Annotated in this window: 13 protein-coding genes and 1 riboswitch; of the genes, 10 read left to right on the top strand and 3 right to left on the bottom strand. The window is 65.9% G+C overall.

What is annotated here, in order from left to right:
• Window positions 1-174: 174 nt before the first annotated feature.
• Window positions 175-1,752, bottom strand: a complete 1,578-nt coding sequence (locus VG566_RS12735) for a BCCT family transporter (RefSeq protein ID WP_049408706.1) — start codon at window positions 1,750-1,752, stop codon at window positions 175-177.
• Between the two features lie 265 nt (window positions 1,753-2,017).
• Window positions 2,018-2,119: riboswitch (TPP riboswitch) on the top strand.
• An 82-nt stretch (window positions 2,120-2,201) separates the two neighbouring features.
• On the opposite strand from VG566_RS12735, the gene thiC reads away from it, so the two are divergent.
• The 6 genes from thiC to VG566_RS12705 all read left to right on the top strand — a co-directional run bounded on the left by thiC (window position 2,202) and on the right by VG566_RS12705 (window position 11,688).
• Entirely contained in the window at window positions 2,202-4,046 is a 1,845-nt protein-coding gene (thiC, locus tag VG566_RS12730) for a phosphomethylpyrimidine synthase ThiC (protein ID WP_241884220.1), read from the top strand.
• A gap of 93 nt (window positions 4,047-4,139) precedes the next feature.
• Window positions 4,140-4,811 (top strand): ion channel, encoded by a 672-nt coding sequence (locus VG566_RS12725; protein ID WP_014648329.1) that lies wholly within the window; start codon window positions 4,140-4,142, stop codon window positions 4,809-4,811.
• Between the two features lie 259 nt (window positions 4,812-5,070).
• Entirely contained in the window at window positions 5,071-7,395 is a 2,325-nt protein-coding gene (locus VG566_RS12720; RefSeq protein WP_241884221.1) for a winged helix-turn-helix domain-containing protein, read from the top strand.
• A 115-nt stretch (window positions 7,396-7,510) separates the two neighbouring features.
• On the top strand, window positions 7,511-8,410 hold the full coding sequence (locus VG566_RS12715; protein WP_032955994.1) for a helix-turn-helix transcriptional regulator: 900 nt from the start codon (window positions 7,511-7,513) through the stop codon (window positions 8,408-8,410).
• 49 nt (window positions 8,411-8,459) lie between these two features.
• Window positions 8,460-11,309 carry a TonB-dependent receptor plug domain-containing protein gene (locus VG566_RS12710; RefSeq protein ID WP_014648326.1) on the top strand — a complete coding sequence of 950 codons (2,850 nt, stop codon included), beginning with the start codon at window positions 8,460-8,462 and terminating at the stop codon, window positions 11,307-11,309.
• A gap of 169 nt (window positions 11,310-11,478) precedes the next feature.
• Complete coding sequence (locus VG566_RS12705) at window positions 11,479-11,688, top strand: hypothetical protein (RefSeq protein ID WP_032955995.1); 210 nt, start codon at window positions 11,479-11,481, stop codon at window positions 11,686-11,688.
• A gap of 59 nt (window positions 11,689-11,747) precedes the next feature.
• Here the strand turns inward: VG566_RS12705 and VG566_RS12700 are convergent, their stop codons facing one another.
• Both VG566_RS12700 and ppa read right to left on the bottom strand, forming a co-directional pair.
• Window positions 11,748-12,869 (bottom strand): HDOD domain-containing protein, encoded by a 1,122-nt coding sequence (locus VG566_RS12700; RefSeq protein ID WP_014038392.1) that lies wholly within the window; start codon window positions 12,867-12,869, stop codon window positions 11,748-11,750.
• Between the two features lie 152 nt (window positions 12,870-13,021).
• Window positions 13,022-13,558, bottom strand: coding sequence for an inorganic diphosphatase (ppa, locus tag VG566_RS12695; protein WP_005410935.1), 537 nt, complete (start codon window positions 13,556-13,558; stop codon window positions 13,022-13,024).
• Between the two features lie 186 nt (window positions 13,559-13,744).
• Between ppa and VG566_RS12690 the strand changes: the two genes are divergently transcribed.
• The 4 genes from VG566_RS12690 to VG566_RS12675 all read left to right on the top strand — a co-directional run bounded on the left by VG566_RS12690 (window position 13,745) and on the right by VG566_RS12675 (window position 16,354).
• Window positions 13,745-14,236, top strand: a complete 492-nt coding sequence (locus VG566_RS12690) for a hypothetical protein (protein ID WP_049420880.1) — start codon at window positions 13,745-13,747, stop codon at window positions 14,234-14,236.
• Window positions 14,236-14,727, top strand: a complete 492-nt coding sequence (locus VG566_RS12685; protein WP_046432378.1) for a hypothetical protein — start codon at window positions 14,236-14,238, stop codon at window positions 14,725-14,727. Before VG566_RS12690 ends, VG566_RS12685 begins: the two co-directional genes overlap by 1 nt.
• 85 nt (window positions 14,728-14,812) lie before the next feature.
• Window positions 14,813-15,313 carry an RNA polymerase sigma factor gene (locus tag VG566_RS12680; RefSeq protein WP_014038389.1) on the top strand — a complete coding sequence of 167 codons (501 nt, stop codon included), beginning with the start codon at window positions 14,813-14,815 and terminating at the stop codon, window positions 15,311-15,313.
• A 105-nt stretch (window positions 15,314-15,418) separates the two neighbouring features.
• The gene (locus tag VG566_RS12675) at window positions 15,419-16,354 is read left to right on the top strand and encodes a FecR family protein (protein ID WP_032956002.1); all 936 of its coding nucleotides are present in this window, start codon (window positions 15,419-15,421) and stop codon (window positions 16,352-16,354) included.
• Window positions 16,355-16,369: the final 15 nt, after the last annotated feature.

Below are 16,369 nucleotides of genomic sequence, written 5' to 3'. Positions count from 1 at the left end.
GGACACGCCGTGAACCCATCCATGGGGGCTCGATGGCGCCATCCATGGCGCCAACGGTCCTGCCCACCCACACCGCCTCGCCCAGCCAGCAGTAACCCAGAGCCGCTTTGGCTTCTGCACTTGCACTTGCACTTGCTTGAAAAAAGCGGTGCAGCCGCAGGCTGCAAAACACCCTCAATCCTGATCGTGCGCGCGCGCGGCCTCGGCCTGGGTCTCCTCCTGCGCCGCCATCTCGCGCGCGATCCACGCATCGATCATGTGCCGCTGGCGCTGCGCCTGCCGCCGCTCACGCGTGTACTCCTGGTCGAGCACGCGGTACAGCGACACCATCACCAGCACCATCAGCAGCGCGAATGGCAACGCCGCAATCGTGATCATGCCCTGCAGTGCATCCAGGCCACCGGCCAGCAGCAAGGCCGCTGCGATCAACGCCACCGCGATGCCCCAGGCCAGCTTGCGCTTCAACGGAGGATCGCCTGCTTCGTCAGTGGACATGCTGGCCAGCACCAGTACCGCCGAGTCGGCCGAGGTCACGAAGAAGATCATCAGCAGTACCAGTGCGATGCAGGACAGCAGCAGCGGCAGCGGCATGCTGTCGAACAACGTGAACAACACCGTCTCGTAGCCATTGCCCAGCGCCTGCACCAGGTCGGCATGGCCGAAGATCTGTGCCCACAAGGCCGTTCCACCGAAAACGGCGAACCAGAAGAAGCCCAGCAGGGTTGGTGCCAGCACTACGCCGATCACGAACTCGCGCACGCTGCGGCCACGCGAGATGCGTGCGATGAACGACCCCACGAACGGAGCCCAGGAAATCCACCAGGCCCAGTAGAAAATCGTCCAGTCGGCCACCCATGTGCTGCCGGAGAACGGTGACATGCGCAGGCTCATCGTCACCAGTTGGTTGAGGTAGGAGCCCAGCGTGGTGGTGAACGTATCGAAGATGAATCCGGTCGGCCCCAGCACCAGCAGGATGGCGGCCAGCAGGGCAGCCAACGCCAGGTTGAAATTGGACAGCCACTTCACACCTCGCTCCACGCCACTGGCGGTGGACGCCATATACAGCACGAAGGCGATGGCGATGATGGTCATCTGCACCGGGACCGTAGCTTCCAGGCCGAACACGCGTTCCACGCCCGCGGCGATCTGGATGGTGCCGAAGCCCAGCGTAGTCGCGACACCGATCGCGGTGGCGACCACTGCAGCGATGTTGACCACCCTACCGATCCAGCCGCGATGGTGGCGGCCGATGATCGGCTGCAGCATGTCGCTGACCAGGCCGCGGCCGTTGCGGTTGAACTGGAACCAGGCCATTGCCAGCCCGATCAGCGCATAGATGGCCCACGGGTGCAGGCCCCAGTGGAAGAATGCATAGCGCATCGAGGCGCGCGCCGCATCCAGGCTCTGCGGAGCAAGCCCTTCCGGTGGCTTGCTGAAGTGCGAAATGGGCTCGGCGGCGCCCCAGAACACCAGGCCGATGCCCATGCCGGCGGCGAACAGCATCGACATCCAGCTGGCTCGCGAGAACTCGGGCTCGGCGTCCTCGCCACCGATGCGCAGGTTGCCGAAGCGACCGAAAGCCAGGTACATCAGGAACACCAGTGCCAGGAATACCACCAGCAGGTACAGCCAGCCGACGCTGCGGATGACTTCTGCCAGCATCGACTGCACCACGGCATTGAAGGGGCCTGGTGCAATACCGGCAAGCAGCACCAGCAGCAGAACCAGTGCGATGGAAACGCGAAACACCATGAAGGAGCTTCTCCGATCAAGGGATTGAGGGGAGCGAGCAGAGCTTGCAGCGAAGGACCGGCGGCATGCAGCGCGAACCGGGCAGGGGCCGCGTCGGCGGCGAAGGACGCATCGGTCGCTGGAGGGCGACGGACGTGCACGTTACTGAACGCGACGTCATGGTTCTGTTAACGAACAACGATCCGGATCAGATCCGCTTTCCACAGGAAAGCGGATCTGACCGCGGGGGCAACTCCCGGAGCGGGCGCTCTATGCTCTAATGCACAGCAAGAAGCGGGGGTACCGCGGCCATGTGGCCACGGTTGAGACAGTCCCTTGGAACCTGATCCGGCTCATACCGGCGTAGGGAAGCTTTGCAGTGCAGCCGTGCCCGGACACCGCCCAAGGACCGTCCGTGCGCGGTCGCAGTGCGCCGCCGCTTCGTCCCTGACCTTCCTGGACGATGCCCGATGAACGCACAGCTCTCCGCCCTGCAGCAACAGGCCCAGCAACTCTCCGAATCCGTGACCCGGCCCGTTCCCGGCTCGCGCAAGATCCACGTACCCGGTTCGCGTCCGGATCTGCAGGTGCCGATGCGCGAAATCGCGTTGACCCGCACGCCGACGCTGTTCGGCGGCGAAGAGAATGCACCGGTCACGGTCTACGATACGTCGGGCCCGTACACCGATCCGGACGCGCGTATCGATCTGTCCGCGGGCCTGCCGGCGCTGCGTCGTGGCTGGGTGGAGGAGCGCGGCGATACCGAACAGCTCGACGGCCTGAGTTCGTCGTTCGGCCGCGATCGCGAGCACGACCCGAAGCTCGATGCTGTGCGCTTCCCCACACGCAGCCTGCCGCGCCGTGCACGTGCAGGCGCGAACGTCACCCAGATGCACTATGCGCGCCGCGGCATCATCACGCCGGAAATGGAATTCGTCGCCATCCGCGAAAACCAGCGGCTGGACGCGATCCGCGATGCCGGCCTGCTGCAGCAGCACCCGGGCGAGGCGTTCGGCGCCTCGATCCAGAAGATCATCACGCCGGAGTTCGTGCGCGATGAAATCGCCCGTGGCCGTGCGGTGCTGCCCAACAACATCAACCACCCGGAAAGCGAGCCGATGATCATCGGCCGCAACTTCCTGACCAAGATCAACGCCAACATCGGCAACAGCGCGGTGTTCTCGGGCATTGCCGAAGAGGTGGAGAAACTGGTGTGGGCGATCCGCTGGGGTGGTGACACCGTGATGGACCTGTCCACCGGCAAGCACATCCACGAAACCCGCGAGTGGATCATCCGCAACTCGCCGGTGGCGATCGGTACCGTGCCGATCTACCAGGCGCTGGAGAAGGTCGACGGCCGCGCCGAAGCGCTTACCTGGGAGATCTTCCGCGACACGCTGATCGAGCAGGCCGAGCAGGGCGTGGATTACTTCACCATCCACGCCGGCGTGCTGCTGCGCTACGTGCCGCTCACCGCCAAGCGGGTCACCGGCATCGTCAGCCGTGGTGGTTCGATCATGGCCAAGTGGTGCCTGGCGCACCACAGGGAGAATTTCCTCTACACGCACTTCGAAGACATCTGCGAGATCATGAAGGCCTATGACGTGACCTTCTCGCTGGGTGACGGCCTGCGCCCGGGCTGCATCGCCGATGCCAACGACGCGGCGCAGTTCGGTGAGCTGGAGACGCTGGGTGAGCTGACCAAGATCGCCTGGAAGCATGATGTGCAGACCATGATCGAAGGCCCCGGCCACGTGCCGATGCAGCTGATCAAGGAGAACATGGACAAGCAGCTGCGCGAATGCGGCGAAGCGCCGTTCTACACGCTGGGGCCGCTGACCACCGACATCGCGCCGGGCTACGACCACATCACCAGCGCGATCGGTGCGGCGATGATCGGTTGGTTCGGCACGGCGATGCTCTGCTACGTGACGCCGAAGGAACACCTCGGCTTGCCCAATCGCCAGGACGTGCGTGATGGCATCATGGCCTACCGCATCGCCGCGCATGCGGCCGACCTGGCCAAGGGCCACCCGGGCGCGCAGGTACGCGACAACGCACTGAGCAAGGCGCGCTTCGAGTTCCGCTGGGAAGACCAGTTTCACCTTGGCCTGGATCCGGAGAAGGCCAGGGAGTTCCATGACGAAACGCTGCCGAAGGATGCGCACAAGCTGTCGCACTTCTGCTCGATGTGCGGCCCGCATTTCTGTTCGATGAAGATCACCCAGGATGTGCGTGACTACGCCGAGGCCGGCATGAAGGAGAAGTCGGAGGAGTTCCGCGCCGCGGGTGCCGAGGTGTACCACCAGGGGTGATGCGCAGACGGTGGTGCCGGCCAGCGGCCGGCACTACCGCTCATCACGCCGCTCCCGGCTATCCTCCGCCCATCATCCCGGGGAAAGGACACCATGCCTGTTGCCATGACCACCCGCTGGCTGGCCATTGCCCGCCGGCATCCTTCGGCCTGGTTGCTGGGCGCGCAGCTGCTGGCGGTGCTGCTGTATCCCGCGCTGGATGACACCGCCGCCGGCCGCGCGGCACTGGGCATGTTCGGCATGGCGGTACTCGGCCTGGCGCTGTGGGTGGTCCAGCGCAGCCCGCTGGGCACCTGGCTGGCGCTGTTGCTGGCCATTCCCTCGGTGGTGTTCTCGTTGGCAGGCGCATTGCTCGAGCGCACCGCATTGCTGACCACCGCGCAGGTGCTGGAGAGCCTGCTGTACTTCTACACGGCTGGCGCCCTGATTGCCTACATGCTCCAGGACCACAAGGTCACCCGCGACGAACTGTTCGCAGCAGGCGCAACCTTCACCCTGCTGGCGTGGGCGTTCGCCTTCGCGTTCGCAGTGTGCCAGCAGTGGTATCCGGGCAGTTTCCAGGGCACCGGCGGGCAGGCGCAGCGCAGTTGGATGGAGCTGCTTTATCTCAGCTTCAGCTTGCTGTCTGGAGTCGGCTTGAGTGACGTGGTGCCGCTGCATCCACAGGCACGTGCACTGGTCATGCTGGAGCAGTTTTCCGGCGTGATGTACGTGGCTTTGGTGGTTTCGCGGCTGGTCGGATTGACCATGTTGCGGCGCATGTGAAAATGAACGCCAGATAAAAATTTCGCGCCCAAGAGGGCGCGAATGATGTCGCGAATTATGTGAATGCGTCGGCGAGAGAGAGCCTGATGTCGACCACGCGATAGGCGAGGTAACTTGCATAGGCTAGTATTCGCGCGCTCGATTGTTTTTGCGGTATGCGCCGATGCTTTGTGCGGAGTCTGGCTTTTCGCTGTTCCCAGGACGGGACCGTAACGAAGGCAAACACTGCCCGGGACCTGTCTCTACTGTGTAGCAGAAAATGAACAGCAGCGAAATACAGCCACCCGTGTCCGATCGGATACGGATAGGAGAGTGCATCGTCACTCTGTCCTCGCGCGAAGTCGAGGTCGTCGGTGCGCGTCGTCCGCGCCGGCTGACGCCGAAGGCGCTGGGCGTGCTGCGCGTGCTGCTGCGGCAGCCGGGCCGTGTGGTCACCCGCGACGAGTTGTTCGCCGAGGTGTGGCCGGACACGCTGCCGACCAACGATGTGCTGACCCAGGCCGTTACCCAGCTGCGCAAGGCGTTCAGCAACGACGACGACAGCGGCCAGGCCTACATCGAGACCATTGCCAAGACCGGCTATCGGCTTCTGGTACCGGTACAGGCGCTGGACGATGCGGAGCCGTCGGCTGCGGGCTTGCCTGACGACGAAGGTGTGGACGTGCAGCCCGCACTCGCCGCCGCTGCGGTGCTGCCCGCGCGCGCGCAGGAATCGCGCCGCCGCTGGCGCCATGTCCGCCGCCGCGTGCTGCTGGCGCTGGGCGTGTTGATGCTGGCCACGCTGCTGGTGATGACCACGCTGCTGCTGCGCCGCGCACCGGCCAGCAGTTCGCCGGTGGAGGCCGCCGTGGAGAACGGCACGCGGGTGATCGGCAGCCCCCAGCGTCCCTATCGGTTGATCACCGCAACCAGCGGCTTTGAAACCTATCCCACGCTGTCACCGGATGGTTCGCTGGTGGCCTATGAAGGCGCCAACGAAGATGGCAACGGCGGTGGTGCGATCAAGGTACAGACCTCCGGCAACGCGCCGGCGCGCCAGTTGCTGGCGCCGCCGGCCGGTGCCGTCGATCGATTCCCGAACTGGTCGCCGGATGGTCGCGAAATTGCCTTCGCACGGTTCTCTGCCGACGGTGGCTGCCAGGTGCTGATCGCCAGCGCTACTGGTGGCGCACTGCGCCAGGCCACGCGCTGCGATGGCACCGAGCTGCTCAGCTTCGACTGGACGCCCGATGGTCGCGGCCTGGTGTTCGGCAGCATGGTCGGGCGCTACGCGCACCGTGGCATCCGCGTGCTGGACCTGGCCAGTGGTCAGTGGCGCGCGCTGGCGTACAGCGTCGACCAGGACGACTTCGACTACGCACCGCGTTACTCGCCCGATGGGCAATGGCTGGTGTTCGTGCGCAACCCGCAGCTGGGCGATCTGTGGCGGGTGCCGGCCGCGGGCGGTACGCCCGAGCAGTTGACCAACGAGGCGGCAGAGTTGCGCGGATGGGCCTGGCTGGACGATGGCCGCACCATCGTGTTCGGTCGCCGCGTCGACAGCGAGGCGCGGCTCTATTATCTGGACGTCGAGCGGCACACGCTGCGCGATGCCGGCCTGGATGATGCGCAGTGGCCCGCCGTGTCGCGACGTGGTGGGATGCTGGCCTTCGTCCACCGGCGCGCGCAGTTCGGCGTGTTCAAGGTGCCGGTGCAGGGCAGCGGCGCGCCCGAGCGCCTGTTTGCATCCAGTGGCCGCGATGGGCAGCCGATGGCAGCGCCCGATGGCCGCCAGCTGGTCTTCACCTCGGATCGCTCCGGCAGCTTCGCCCTGTGGTGGGCGGACATGCAGCGGCCGGATTCGCTGCGCCCCATTGAAGGGCTGCGGCCGGAAGCGCGGCAGGCACCGGACTGGTCGGCCGACAGCCGCCAGCTGCTCGTGGTCGGCCGCGACGCGCATGGGCGCACGGTGGTCTACGAGATCGCGCCACGCGATGAACGCCTGCAACCTTTGCCGGTCCCGGCCGAACAGCCGCTGCAGGCCCTGTATGGCGCGTCGCCGGAGCAGTTGTTCGTGGTCGAGCGCGATGCCGACCAGCGCACCCGGTTGAGTCTGTTCGACCGCAGCACCCAGCCCTGGCGCCGGTTGGCCAGCATCGAAGGGGTGTCGCAGGCGCGCTTCGACCGCAGCAGTGGCCGCGTGTTGTTCACCCGCCTGGCCGCCGGTGGCCTGTGGTCGGCCGATGCCGCGTTGTCGTCGGGCAGCGTGCAGCAGATCAGCGATGACCGGCCCAGCCGCTGGCGATACCGGGCCTGGACCGTGGCCGGCAACAGTGGCGTCGGTTACCTCGGCACTTCGAGCACGTGTGGCACCACCTTCGTGCGCATCCTGCCCGGCCGCGAGGAGCCGGAACGCTGCCTGGATGCGGAACGGCTCAGCGCCGGCAACGGACTCAGCGCCAGCGCTGACGGGCGTGACCTGTTCGTGGCGATGGCGGTCAGCGATGGTGCCGACATCGGTGTGATGCGGTTGCCCGAACGCCCCCCCGCGCTGTTCCCGGCGTTCTCCAAGTTATTGTTTTTCAGGGGAAATGGGCCTTCGTAATTTCTTCGTCGGGATCTCGTCGCGAATTCGTGGCGATCTCGTCGGACTTTCCTGACGCGGTGCCGCCTGATTAGGCAAAACGGAGTCCTGTACTAGGCAAATCCGTGGTGCCCCCATGCGTCAACTCTCGCTGGCCGATCGCGGCCAAACCGTCTCCCTGGACCGGTCGCTCGACGATGTCACGCCGACCTGCCTGGGCGTGGCCCGGCTGGGCAGCCTGCAGACCGCCGGCTCCAGCTTCACTGTCTGGATGCAGGTGCGTGGCAGTTCGTGGGTGGAGGCCAAGGAAGGACGATTCCGCCTGCGCCAGGGCGAGTGGATCGCCTTCGAGAAGGAATCGCGGCCGTTGGTGCAGGCCGGTCGCAACGGGCTGTGCGTTGGCCTGAACCTGAACGTTGAAGCGCTTCGCGTGCTGACCGAGATGGCCGACTGTGGCCTGTATGCCGGTCGTGGCCGCATGAACCGCAGTGACGCCCGCGTTGCGCTGCGCTTGTGGCGCGATGCGCTGGCCAGCGGCCAGCCGGCCCAGGCCTTGCGTCCGTTGCTGCTGCACCTTGCTGGCCTGCAGCGTGGCCTGGCCGACAACGTGCAGCGCTGCCCGGGCCGCTCGCGCAGCCGCAAGCGTCAGGTGTTCGGCCGCATGCAGCGTGCGCGCCTCTATCTGGAAGGCAACAGCCACCGGGTGGTGCGCATCGGCGAACTGGCCGAACTGACCAACTTCTCCAGCTGGTACCTCTCCAAGACCTTCCAGAGCCTGTACGAGGAAAGCCCGCAGTCGCTTTCGGCACGACTGCGCCTCGAACGCGCCGCCGACCTGCTGCGCGACACCGACATGATGGTGGGCGAGGTCGCCGCCGCCAGCGGCTTCGACAACTGCTGCAGCTTCGCGCGTGCGTTCCGCGCCCGCTACGGCCAGTCCGCGTCGCGCTTCAGGGAGAACGGCGGCTTGCTCCCGCCACAATCCGCAAAGTCTCCGGTTGGTTCGCGCAAATACAGCGCTGCAACGCAATCGTAACGTGCTGGGGTGTTTTAACACGCTGCTAACACGTACCTTGGAGAGATAGATGAACGTTCGTAATCCCGCAGTGCGGTTCGGCTTGCTGCCGGCCGGCATTGCGCTGGCGCTGGCGCCGGCCTTTGCTTCGGCTCAGGAAGCAAAGGGCACCACCGACCTGGACCGCATTTCGGTCACCGGCTCGCGCATCCGCGGCGCCTCGGTGGAGACCCAGCAGCCGATCCTGACGATGACCCGCGAATCCCTGGAAAAGCAGGGCTTCTCGAGCGTCGCCGACGTGCTGAACAACCTGACCTCGGCCGGCTCCCCGGCCATCTCGCGTTCGGAGTCGCTGGCTTCGGGCGAGAACGTGGGCGGCTACTACGTCGACATCCGCAACCTGGGCGCCGAGCGCACCCTGGTGCTGATGAACGGCAAGCGCCTGGGCGCTTCGACCTCGGGTCTGCAGGACCTGAGCCAGATCCCGATGTCGGCCGTTGAGCGCATCGAGATCCTGAAGGACGGCGCCTCGTCGATCTACGGTTCCGACGCCATTGCCGGCGTGGTCAACGTGATCACCCGCAAGAACTTCGACGGCGGCGAAGCCAATGTCTACGTCGGCCAGTACGGCAAGGGCGACGGCGACAGCGAAACCTATTCGATGACCCTCGGTGCCCGCGGTGAGCGCGGCAGCCTGACCCTGTCGGCCGAGTACTCGAAGCAGGATCCGGTGTGGGCCAAGGACCGCTGGTACAGCCGTGACGGCTCGCTGGGTCCGAACTCCACCTCGGCTGATTGGAGCCCGATCAGCCAGAACGGCAGCTGGTGCAACCCGAAGCTGTACGACTGCAGCAAGTCGAGCGCGGTGTGGCAGACCCTGAACCCGGGTGGCAATCCGAAGAACCCGAACGACTACCACGCGATCACCGAAGACGAGTTCGCCAACTCGAACGAGCAGATGACCCTGCTGACCGGTGTGAAGCGCAAGTCGGTCTACATCAACGGCACCTACGACTTCACCGATTCGATCAGCCTGAACACCGACGTGCTCTACAACGAGCGCCAGACGTTCCAGCAGATCGCCGGCTATCCGTACCAGTCCGCTTCCAAGTCGATCAACACCCCGCTGTCGGCAGACAGCGCCTTCAACCCGGTTGGCCAGGACGTCAGCTTCCGCCGCCGCCTGTGGGAAGTGCCGCGTACCACTGACAGCCAGCTGAAGACCCTGCGCTTCGCTCCGACCCTGACCGGCTTCTTCGAGCTGGGTGGCAAGACCTTCGACTGGGATGTCGGCGCGCTGTGGAACCGCAACGAGTCGATCAAGAGCAACCGCGGTGACATGAGCCTGATCGGCGCGCGTCAGGCGCTGGGCCCGTCGTTCATCGATGCCGGTGGCGTTGCCCGCTGCGGCACCGCCGCCAACCCGATCCTGGGCGATTGCCGTCCGTGGAACCCGCTGCTGCCGTACGGCGTTGAGGGTCAGGGCTCGCTGGCGAACCAGGAGCTGCAGGACTTCCTGTTCCCGACCTTCACCACCCGTGGCGTCACCAAGACCACCAGCTTCACCGCCAACCTGTCGGGCGCCATCGTGACCCTGCCGGCCGGCGACCTGGGCTTCGCCCTGGGTGTCGAGCACCGCAAGGAAGAAGGCAGCTACGTGCCGGACGCCTTCGCACAGTCGGGCCAGTCCACCGGCCTGGGCCAGAAGCCGACCCGCGGCCAGTACGATCTGAACGAGGTCTACCTCGAACTGAACGTGCCGCTGCTGGCCGACATGGCCTTCGCCAAGGAACTGACCCTGAACGTTGCCAGCCGTTATTCGGACTACAGCAACTTCGGTGGCACCACCAACAGCAAGTTCGGCCTGACCTGGCGTCCGCTGGATGAACTGCTGGTCCGCGGCACCTACGCCGAGGGCTTCCGCGCTCCGACCATCAGCGACCTGTACGGTGGCCTGAGCTCGAGCTTCGAGTCCTACATCGATCCGTGCGGCGTGAAGGCTCCGGGCAGCGTTGCAGGCAATGCCGCGTGCTCCGGCGCAGGCGTGCCGGCCAACTACGTGCAGCTGGGCCAGGCAGGCAAGGAATGTTCGACCCTGCCGTGCCAGTCGGGTGACCAGTTCATCTCGGGTGCCAATCCGAACCTGAAGCCGGAAACCTCCAAGAGCACCACCTTCGGCCTGGTGTGGAGCCCGCGTTGGGTGCAGGGCCTGGACGTGTCGCTGGATTGGTACAAGTACGAAATCAGCGACATGATCATCGCTGACAGCGTCGACCGCATCCTGCGTGACTGCTACGTGCTGGGTAACGCTTCGCGCTGCTCGAGCGTGACCCGTGCGGCTGACGGCCACGTCAGTGCGATCACCTACGGCACCGCCAACCTCGGCAAGATGGAAACCCAGGGCTACGATCTGGGCATCAAGTACCGCCTGCCGGAACTGGCCATTGGTCAGTTCAGCATCGACTGGCAGACCAGCTACACCGCCAAGTACGACGAGCAGCGCCAGAACAGCGCGGGCGACAACATCATGGTCGGCCGCGTCAGCGAGCCGGGCCTGTTCCGCGTGCGTTCGAACCTGGGCGTCAACTGGCAGTACGGCGATTTCGGTGTGAACTACACCGCGCGCTACTACTCGGGCATGAAGGAAAGCTGCATCTCGCTGGCTGACGGCTGGTGCGATGCTCCGAACCACATGGCCAACGGTGAGACCGATCCGCTGCGTCACACCGGTTCCAACACCTTCCACGACCTGCAGGTCAGCTGGAAGGCGCCGTGGGATGCGACCATCGCCCTGGGCGCGAACAATGTGTTCGACCACAAGGGTGCCCTGCAGTACTCGGCTCCGAACTCGGCGTTCGCCTACTACGGCGGCTTCGACGTGGGTCGCTTCCTGTACATGAAGTACACCCAGCGCTTCTGATCCATCGAAGTGCGGTAGCAACAGAAGGAGGGCGGACCGCAAGGTCCGCCCTTTTTTTTGTAGGGGAATTCCGGAAATTGTTGGAAGGTGAGCGCAGTCACGGTCCCGTCGTGTCGTAATCAACACAGTCAGGAGGTCCACTACCGGACGCTTGCATGTGGAGAGGGATATGAAGAATACGTTGCTGCGGCAGGCATCCGCCGCTGCATTGATCTACGCAACGCTGGTGGGCGCGGTGTTCGCGCAGGGCCTCGGGGTCTGCGGCGGTGGGCTTTACTGCGAGGAGTTCCGCCAGCAGTGCCTGGCCAGTGGCAAGTCACCGGTCATCTGCGAGTCGCAGTACCGTCGCTGCGTGCAGGACGCCTGCGGTATCCGCTGACATGGAAAGGGCGCACCTTGTGGGTGCGCCCTCTGTCATCCGGACATCATGCAACGCGCTCAGGCGTCGCTGGGCACCAGTCCCATCAGCGCATTGGCGTGTTCGCGCCATTGCGGCAGTTTGTTCAGCACGCCTGCGCGCTGCAGGTAGTCCTCGTCCACCGGGTCGCCATTGACCAGCGCCAGGGCCACGTGCACCGCACCGGTCACCCAGAAGCTGCGGGTGTTGGCGCGCTGCGGCTGCAGGTGGAAGGCCACCGCTTCGATGATCGGCATCGGCAGGCCCCACAGGCCCAGCAGGTAGGCGCCGGCCTCGGCATGGCCAGGGCGGGTGTCGCCGGCCAGCGAGGGCTCGCTGCGCTCGTTGCGCACACCTGGCAGCAGCAGGCCGATGTCGGCCAGCAGCGCGGCAGTCGCTCCCAGTTCGGCACTGGATTCGGGCAGCAGGCGTGCGGCGAGCCGCGAGGCCAGCAGTGCGCGCTGTTGCAGCGAGTTGCGCTCGGCGGCCGACAGCGTCGGTGCGGAGAACACTTCGCTGGCCAGCACCAGGTCACGCAGCGTGGCCAGGCCCAGCCGGGTCACGGCGGTGCGCAGGTCGGCAATGGTGCGGCCCTGGCTGAAGAAGGCCGAGTTCGACAGTTGCAGCACCTTGGCGGCGATCGCCGGATCGGCGGCGACCAGCTTGGCGACATCGGCACTGTCGGCGTCGTCGTCATGTTCCAGGGCCTGGGTCAGGCTCAGGTACAGGTGCGGCGGCGAGGGCAGTTTCTCGATACGGCCGATGGCATCGCGCAGGCGCGGGCTGTCCAGCACTTCGCGTAGTTCTTCCAGGCTGGTCAGTGCCTCCAGCAGCACTTCCGGCGCCAGCGGCAGCGGCAGGAAGCGGTGGGCGACACCAATGAGGCGCGCCGGCGGCGGCCGGTTGCCATGCTGCGCATCGACCAGCGCGATGCGGATGGTCTCCGGGCGCAAGGTCCGGATCTGCCCCAGCAGCGTGGTGGCATTGAGATCCGGCAATTGCGGGCAGACGATCACCGCGTCCACGCCCTGCGTGGCCACCGCGGTCATCGCGGCCTGGCCATCGGTGGCGGTCAACGGCTGCCAGTCTTCCCCAAGATCGGCAATGAATTCGGTCAGCTCGGCCGGCAGGCTGGCTGCATCCCCAACAAGCAGAATACGCACGACACATTCCCCTGGCTGTCTCGACGATGGATGTCGATGACGTGTGAAGTGACGCAATTTACCTAATACGGCAGCAAGAGTGATGTGCCGTCGTCATGAAACGTGACCCGCATCGCTCCGGCAGGGTACCGCCGGAGCGATCCGGTTCAGGCTCAGGCCTTGCTGTCGAGATGGCGCTGGTGCGCCTCGATCAGGATCTGCTTGGCCTCAGCGGCGCCGCCCCAACCGTCCAGCTTGACCCACTTGCCCTTCTCCAGGTCCTTGTAGTGCTCGAAGAAGTGGCCGATGCGCTCCAGCCAGTGGCTCGAGACCTGGGCGATGTCTTCGACGTGGGCGTAGCCGCTGAAGATCTTCGAGACCGGCACGGCCAGGATCTTCTCGTCGCTGCCCGCCTCGTCGCTCATCTTCAGCACGCCGACCGGACGGCAGCGCACGACCGAGCCCGGCACCAGTGGCAGCGGCAGCACCACCAGCACGTCGGCCGGATCGCCGTCGCCGCACAGCGTGCTCGGCACGTAGCCGTAGTTGCACGGGTAGCGCATCGGGGTGGAGAGGATGCGGTCGACGAAGATCGCGCCGGTTTCCTTGTCCACTTCGTACTTCACCGGCTCCGAGTCCTTCGGGATCTCGATGATGACGTTGATTTCTTCCGGCGGGTTCTTGCCGGGCGAGACGAGTTCCAGACCCATGGTGTGCTCCAGGTGGGGGGGATATAGACGGATAGCTCACCATTTTATGCCTTTGCCGGGCGCTGTGCAGCGTAGGGCAGGGCCGACCCGCGCGCTCGGCCCTGGCGGAGGGCCAGGGCGGGGTTTCCCGATGGGTTCCACCCGGTCCCCTCGGCAGGCTGGAGATCCATACCAAGGAGCCTTGCCATGAACTGGAATCGTTTGGGCTGTTACGCCCTGTTGCTGCTGGCACCGCTGCCCGCGTTCGCGCGGGGGGCGCACGTCAACCTGATTGACTACCCCAGCGATGAGACCGCGTGGGAAAGGGCCTTTGCGCTGGAGGACGCGGTCGCCGGTGAATTCGCCGCGTTGTGTGCCGACACCTTCTGTGAAGGTGACTACAGCAATTACCGGGTGATGGAGTTCCGCTGTGCCGTGCTGGCCCATCGGGGCACCGTGCAGCGCTGCGTCCTGGTGGTGGCGGCCAGCGAACTGGAAGTACAGCCCGATACGGGACAGGTGCAGGTCGACAACGGCAGCTGGGTCTGCCCGATCGAATTGCAGCCCGGGGTGCCAGTCGAGGCGTTCTATGCCTCACTGGAAGCGCCGGGCGGCCTGGTCGCGCCTCTGCCCGGGCGTGACCACGGCATCTTCGATGGGCTGCCTGAATGCCTGCGCACGCAGGGGAGGGTGGGCTGATGGGCAGCTTCCGTAGATGCTGGCTGTTGTGCGGCGTGCTGTCTGTCGGCCTGTTGTACGCCGGTGCCGTGCAGGCTGCGCCGGCGTTCGTCGATGCGCGCGATTACACCGGCCCGGGGGGCGGCCACGAGCGTTTCCTGGCTGCCGAGCGGCAACTGGTGCGTGGCTTCGATGAGGTGTGTGGCGATACCTTCTGCGAGGGGCAGTACATCAATCTGTGGGCCATGCGCCTGCGCTGTTCCGTGGAACAGGCCACGGGGGTGGTTGTCCAGTGTGTGTGGACATTCGCCGGCAGCGACACCTGGGTAAAGCCCAGCGGCCTGATCAAGGTCAACCGCGGACGCTATGCCTGCGTGCTGCCGCTGGCAACTGGGACACGCCTGGAAACCCTGCTGCAGGTGTGGGAAATGGGGGATGGGTTTGACGCGTTGCACGCGCCGTTGCCCGGCACGACAAGCAATACCTACGACGCGCTGGTTGATTGCCTGTAGGTCTCGTCACTGATGAGAACGTGACTGATTCGCATTTGCGGAGTAGCATGCGCGGCGCCTCCCGTCTGTCGTCCCGGCTCCGCGCATGTCCTCCAATGCTGCCTCCCTCACCGAACTGCTGATCCGCGAGCGGCCAGCGCTGCTGCGCCGGGTGCAACGTATTCTGGGGGGCGACAACGGCGCCGAGGACGTGATCCAGGCGGTGTGGTTCAAGGCCCGTGGGGTCGATGACAGCCAGGCCATCGACAATCCGCGCGCCTATCTGTACCGGCTGGCCGCCAACCTGGCCACCGACCACGGCCGCGAGTCGACCCGGCGCAACCGCCTGTTGGCTGATCACTACCTGTGGGGGCCGGACGAGGTGATCTCCACCGAAGAGCAGGCCATGGCGCAGGACGAGCTGCAGCGGGTACTCGACGCGGCCGGCCATCTGCCGGAGCCGACCCGCACCATCTTCCGGCTCAACCGCCTTCAGGGCCTGACCCAGGCCGAGATCGCACGCCGCCTTGGGGTATCGGTGACCACGGTGGAGAATCACGTACGCACCGCGCTGCAGCGCCTGGCCTGGGCCCGCAGCGGCCGATGATCGCGCCGCCTTGGGGCTGGCCTTCGCGCAAACGTCTTGATCATTGGACCGTGGATGCGGTCCAGTTCCCCCGCCCCGCGCTTGAATGCGCCTGTCCGCCAGCCGATGAGCCCGCCGAACATGCTGCCTGCCGCCAATGACGATGCCCTGGCCGAGCAGGCCCGGGACTGGATCGCGTGGCTGGCCTCGGGCGATATCAGCGACGCGCGCATGCAGGCGTTCGAACACTGGCTGCAACAGCCGGGGCACCGCAGGGCCTTCGAACACGAGCGCGCGCTGTGGCGCAGCGTCGGGCCGCGAGCGCAGCCGGCCCGCGTGGCTGGTCGACGCCCGCGCCGACGGCGTTGGGCCATGGCTGCGGCGGCAATGCTGGCGATGCTGGTGGCATGGCCGGAGGCGTGGCTGCGCCTGCAGTCCGATCACCGCAGCACGCACCAGGTGCAGAACGTGCTGCTGCCTGATGGCAGCCGTGCGGTGCTGGACGCCGACAGTGCGATTGCCGTGCACTTTGATGCGAACGCCCGCCAGGTCGAGCTGTTGCGCGGGCGTGCCTGGTTCGAGGTCAGTCCGGACGCGCAGCGACGTTTCAGCGTGCGCGCGGGCAATGGCGTGGTCGAGGACATCTCGACCGCCTTCACCGTGGCGCGGGGCCACGACCAGGTGGAAACCCAGGTCGGGCAGGGCAGGGTACGGATGGCCAGCCCGGTTGACGGTGGCTGGACCTACCTGCAGCAGGGCCAGCGCGCGGCCTACGGTGAACACAGTGGGGTGGGGCGATTGGGGGACGTTGCGGCCGACAGCGTCGGCGCCTGGCGTCAGGGCGAGCTGCTGTTGGAACAGGCCCGCGTTGCTGACGCGGTGCAATGGGTGGGGCGCTATCGCGCTGGCCCGACCTTCGTGCGTGGTGATCTATCGCAGCTGCCGGCGGTAAGCGCGGCGTTGCGTATCGACCGCCCGGAACAGGCGCTGGATGCGCTGGCCGCGACGGCTGGATTGCAGGTGACCCGGCTGCCGCTCGGCGTCGCCATCGTCCATCGGTAGATCCACGCCATTGCC

This window comes from Stenotrophomonas sp. CASM114, assembly GCF_049384325.1.
Classification (GTDB): Bacteria; Pseudomonadota; Gammaproteobacteria; order Xanthomonadales; family Xanthomonadaceae; genus Stenotrophomonas; species Stenotrophomonas muris.
This window is presented reverse-complemented; position numbering and strand designations above follow the sequence as displayed.

Coding starts and splice junctions, on each gene's coding strand:
- VG566_RS12675 (WP_032956002.1), top strand. CDS start 15,419: ATGAGCCCGCCGAACATGCTGCCTGCCGCCAATGACGATGCCCTGGCC.
- VG566_RS12705 (WP_032955995.1), top strand. CDS start 11,479: ATGAAGAATACGTTGCTGCGGCAGGCATCCGCCGCTGCATTGATCTAC.
- VG566_RS12715 (WP_032955994.1), top strand. CDS start 7,511: ATGCGTCAACTCTCGCTGGCCGATCGCGGCCAAACCGTCTCCCTGGAC.
- VG566_RS12690 (WP_049420880.1), top strand. CDS start 13,745: ATGAACTGGAATCGTTTGGGCTGTTACGCCCTGTTGCTGCTGGCACCG.
- ppa (WP_005410935.1), bottom strand. CDS start 13,558: ATGGGTCTGGAACTCGTCTCGCCCGGCAAGAACCCGCCGGAAGAAATC.
- VG566_RS12720 (WP_241884221.1), top strand. CDS start 5,071: ATGAACAGCAGCGAAATACAGCCACCCGTGTCCGATCGGATACGGATA.
- VG566_RS12735 (WP_049408706.1), bottom strand. CDS start 1,752: ATGGTGTTTCGCGTTTCCATCGCACTGGTTCTGCTGCTGGTGCTGCTT.
- VG566_RS12685 (WP_046432378.1), top strand. CDS start 14,236: ATGGGCAGCTTCCGTAGATGCTGGCTGTTGTGCGGCGTGCTGTCTGTC.
- VG566_RS12680 (WP_014038389.1), top strand. CDS start 14,813: ATGTCCTCCAATGCTGCCTCCCTCACCGAACTGCTGATCCGCGAGCGG.
- VG566_RS12710 (WP_014648326.1), top strand. CDS start 8,460: ATGAACGTTCGTAATCCCGCAGTGCGGTTCGGCTTGCTGCCGGCCGGC.
- thiC (WP_241884220.1), top strand. CDS start 2,202: ATGAACGCACAGCTCTCCGCCCTGCAGCAACAGGCCCAGCAACTCTCC.
- VG566_RS12725 (WP_014648329.1), top strand. CDS start 4,140: ATGCCTGTTGCCATGACCACCCGCTGGCTGGCCATTGCCCGCCGGCAT.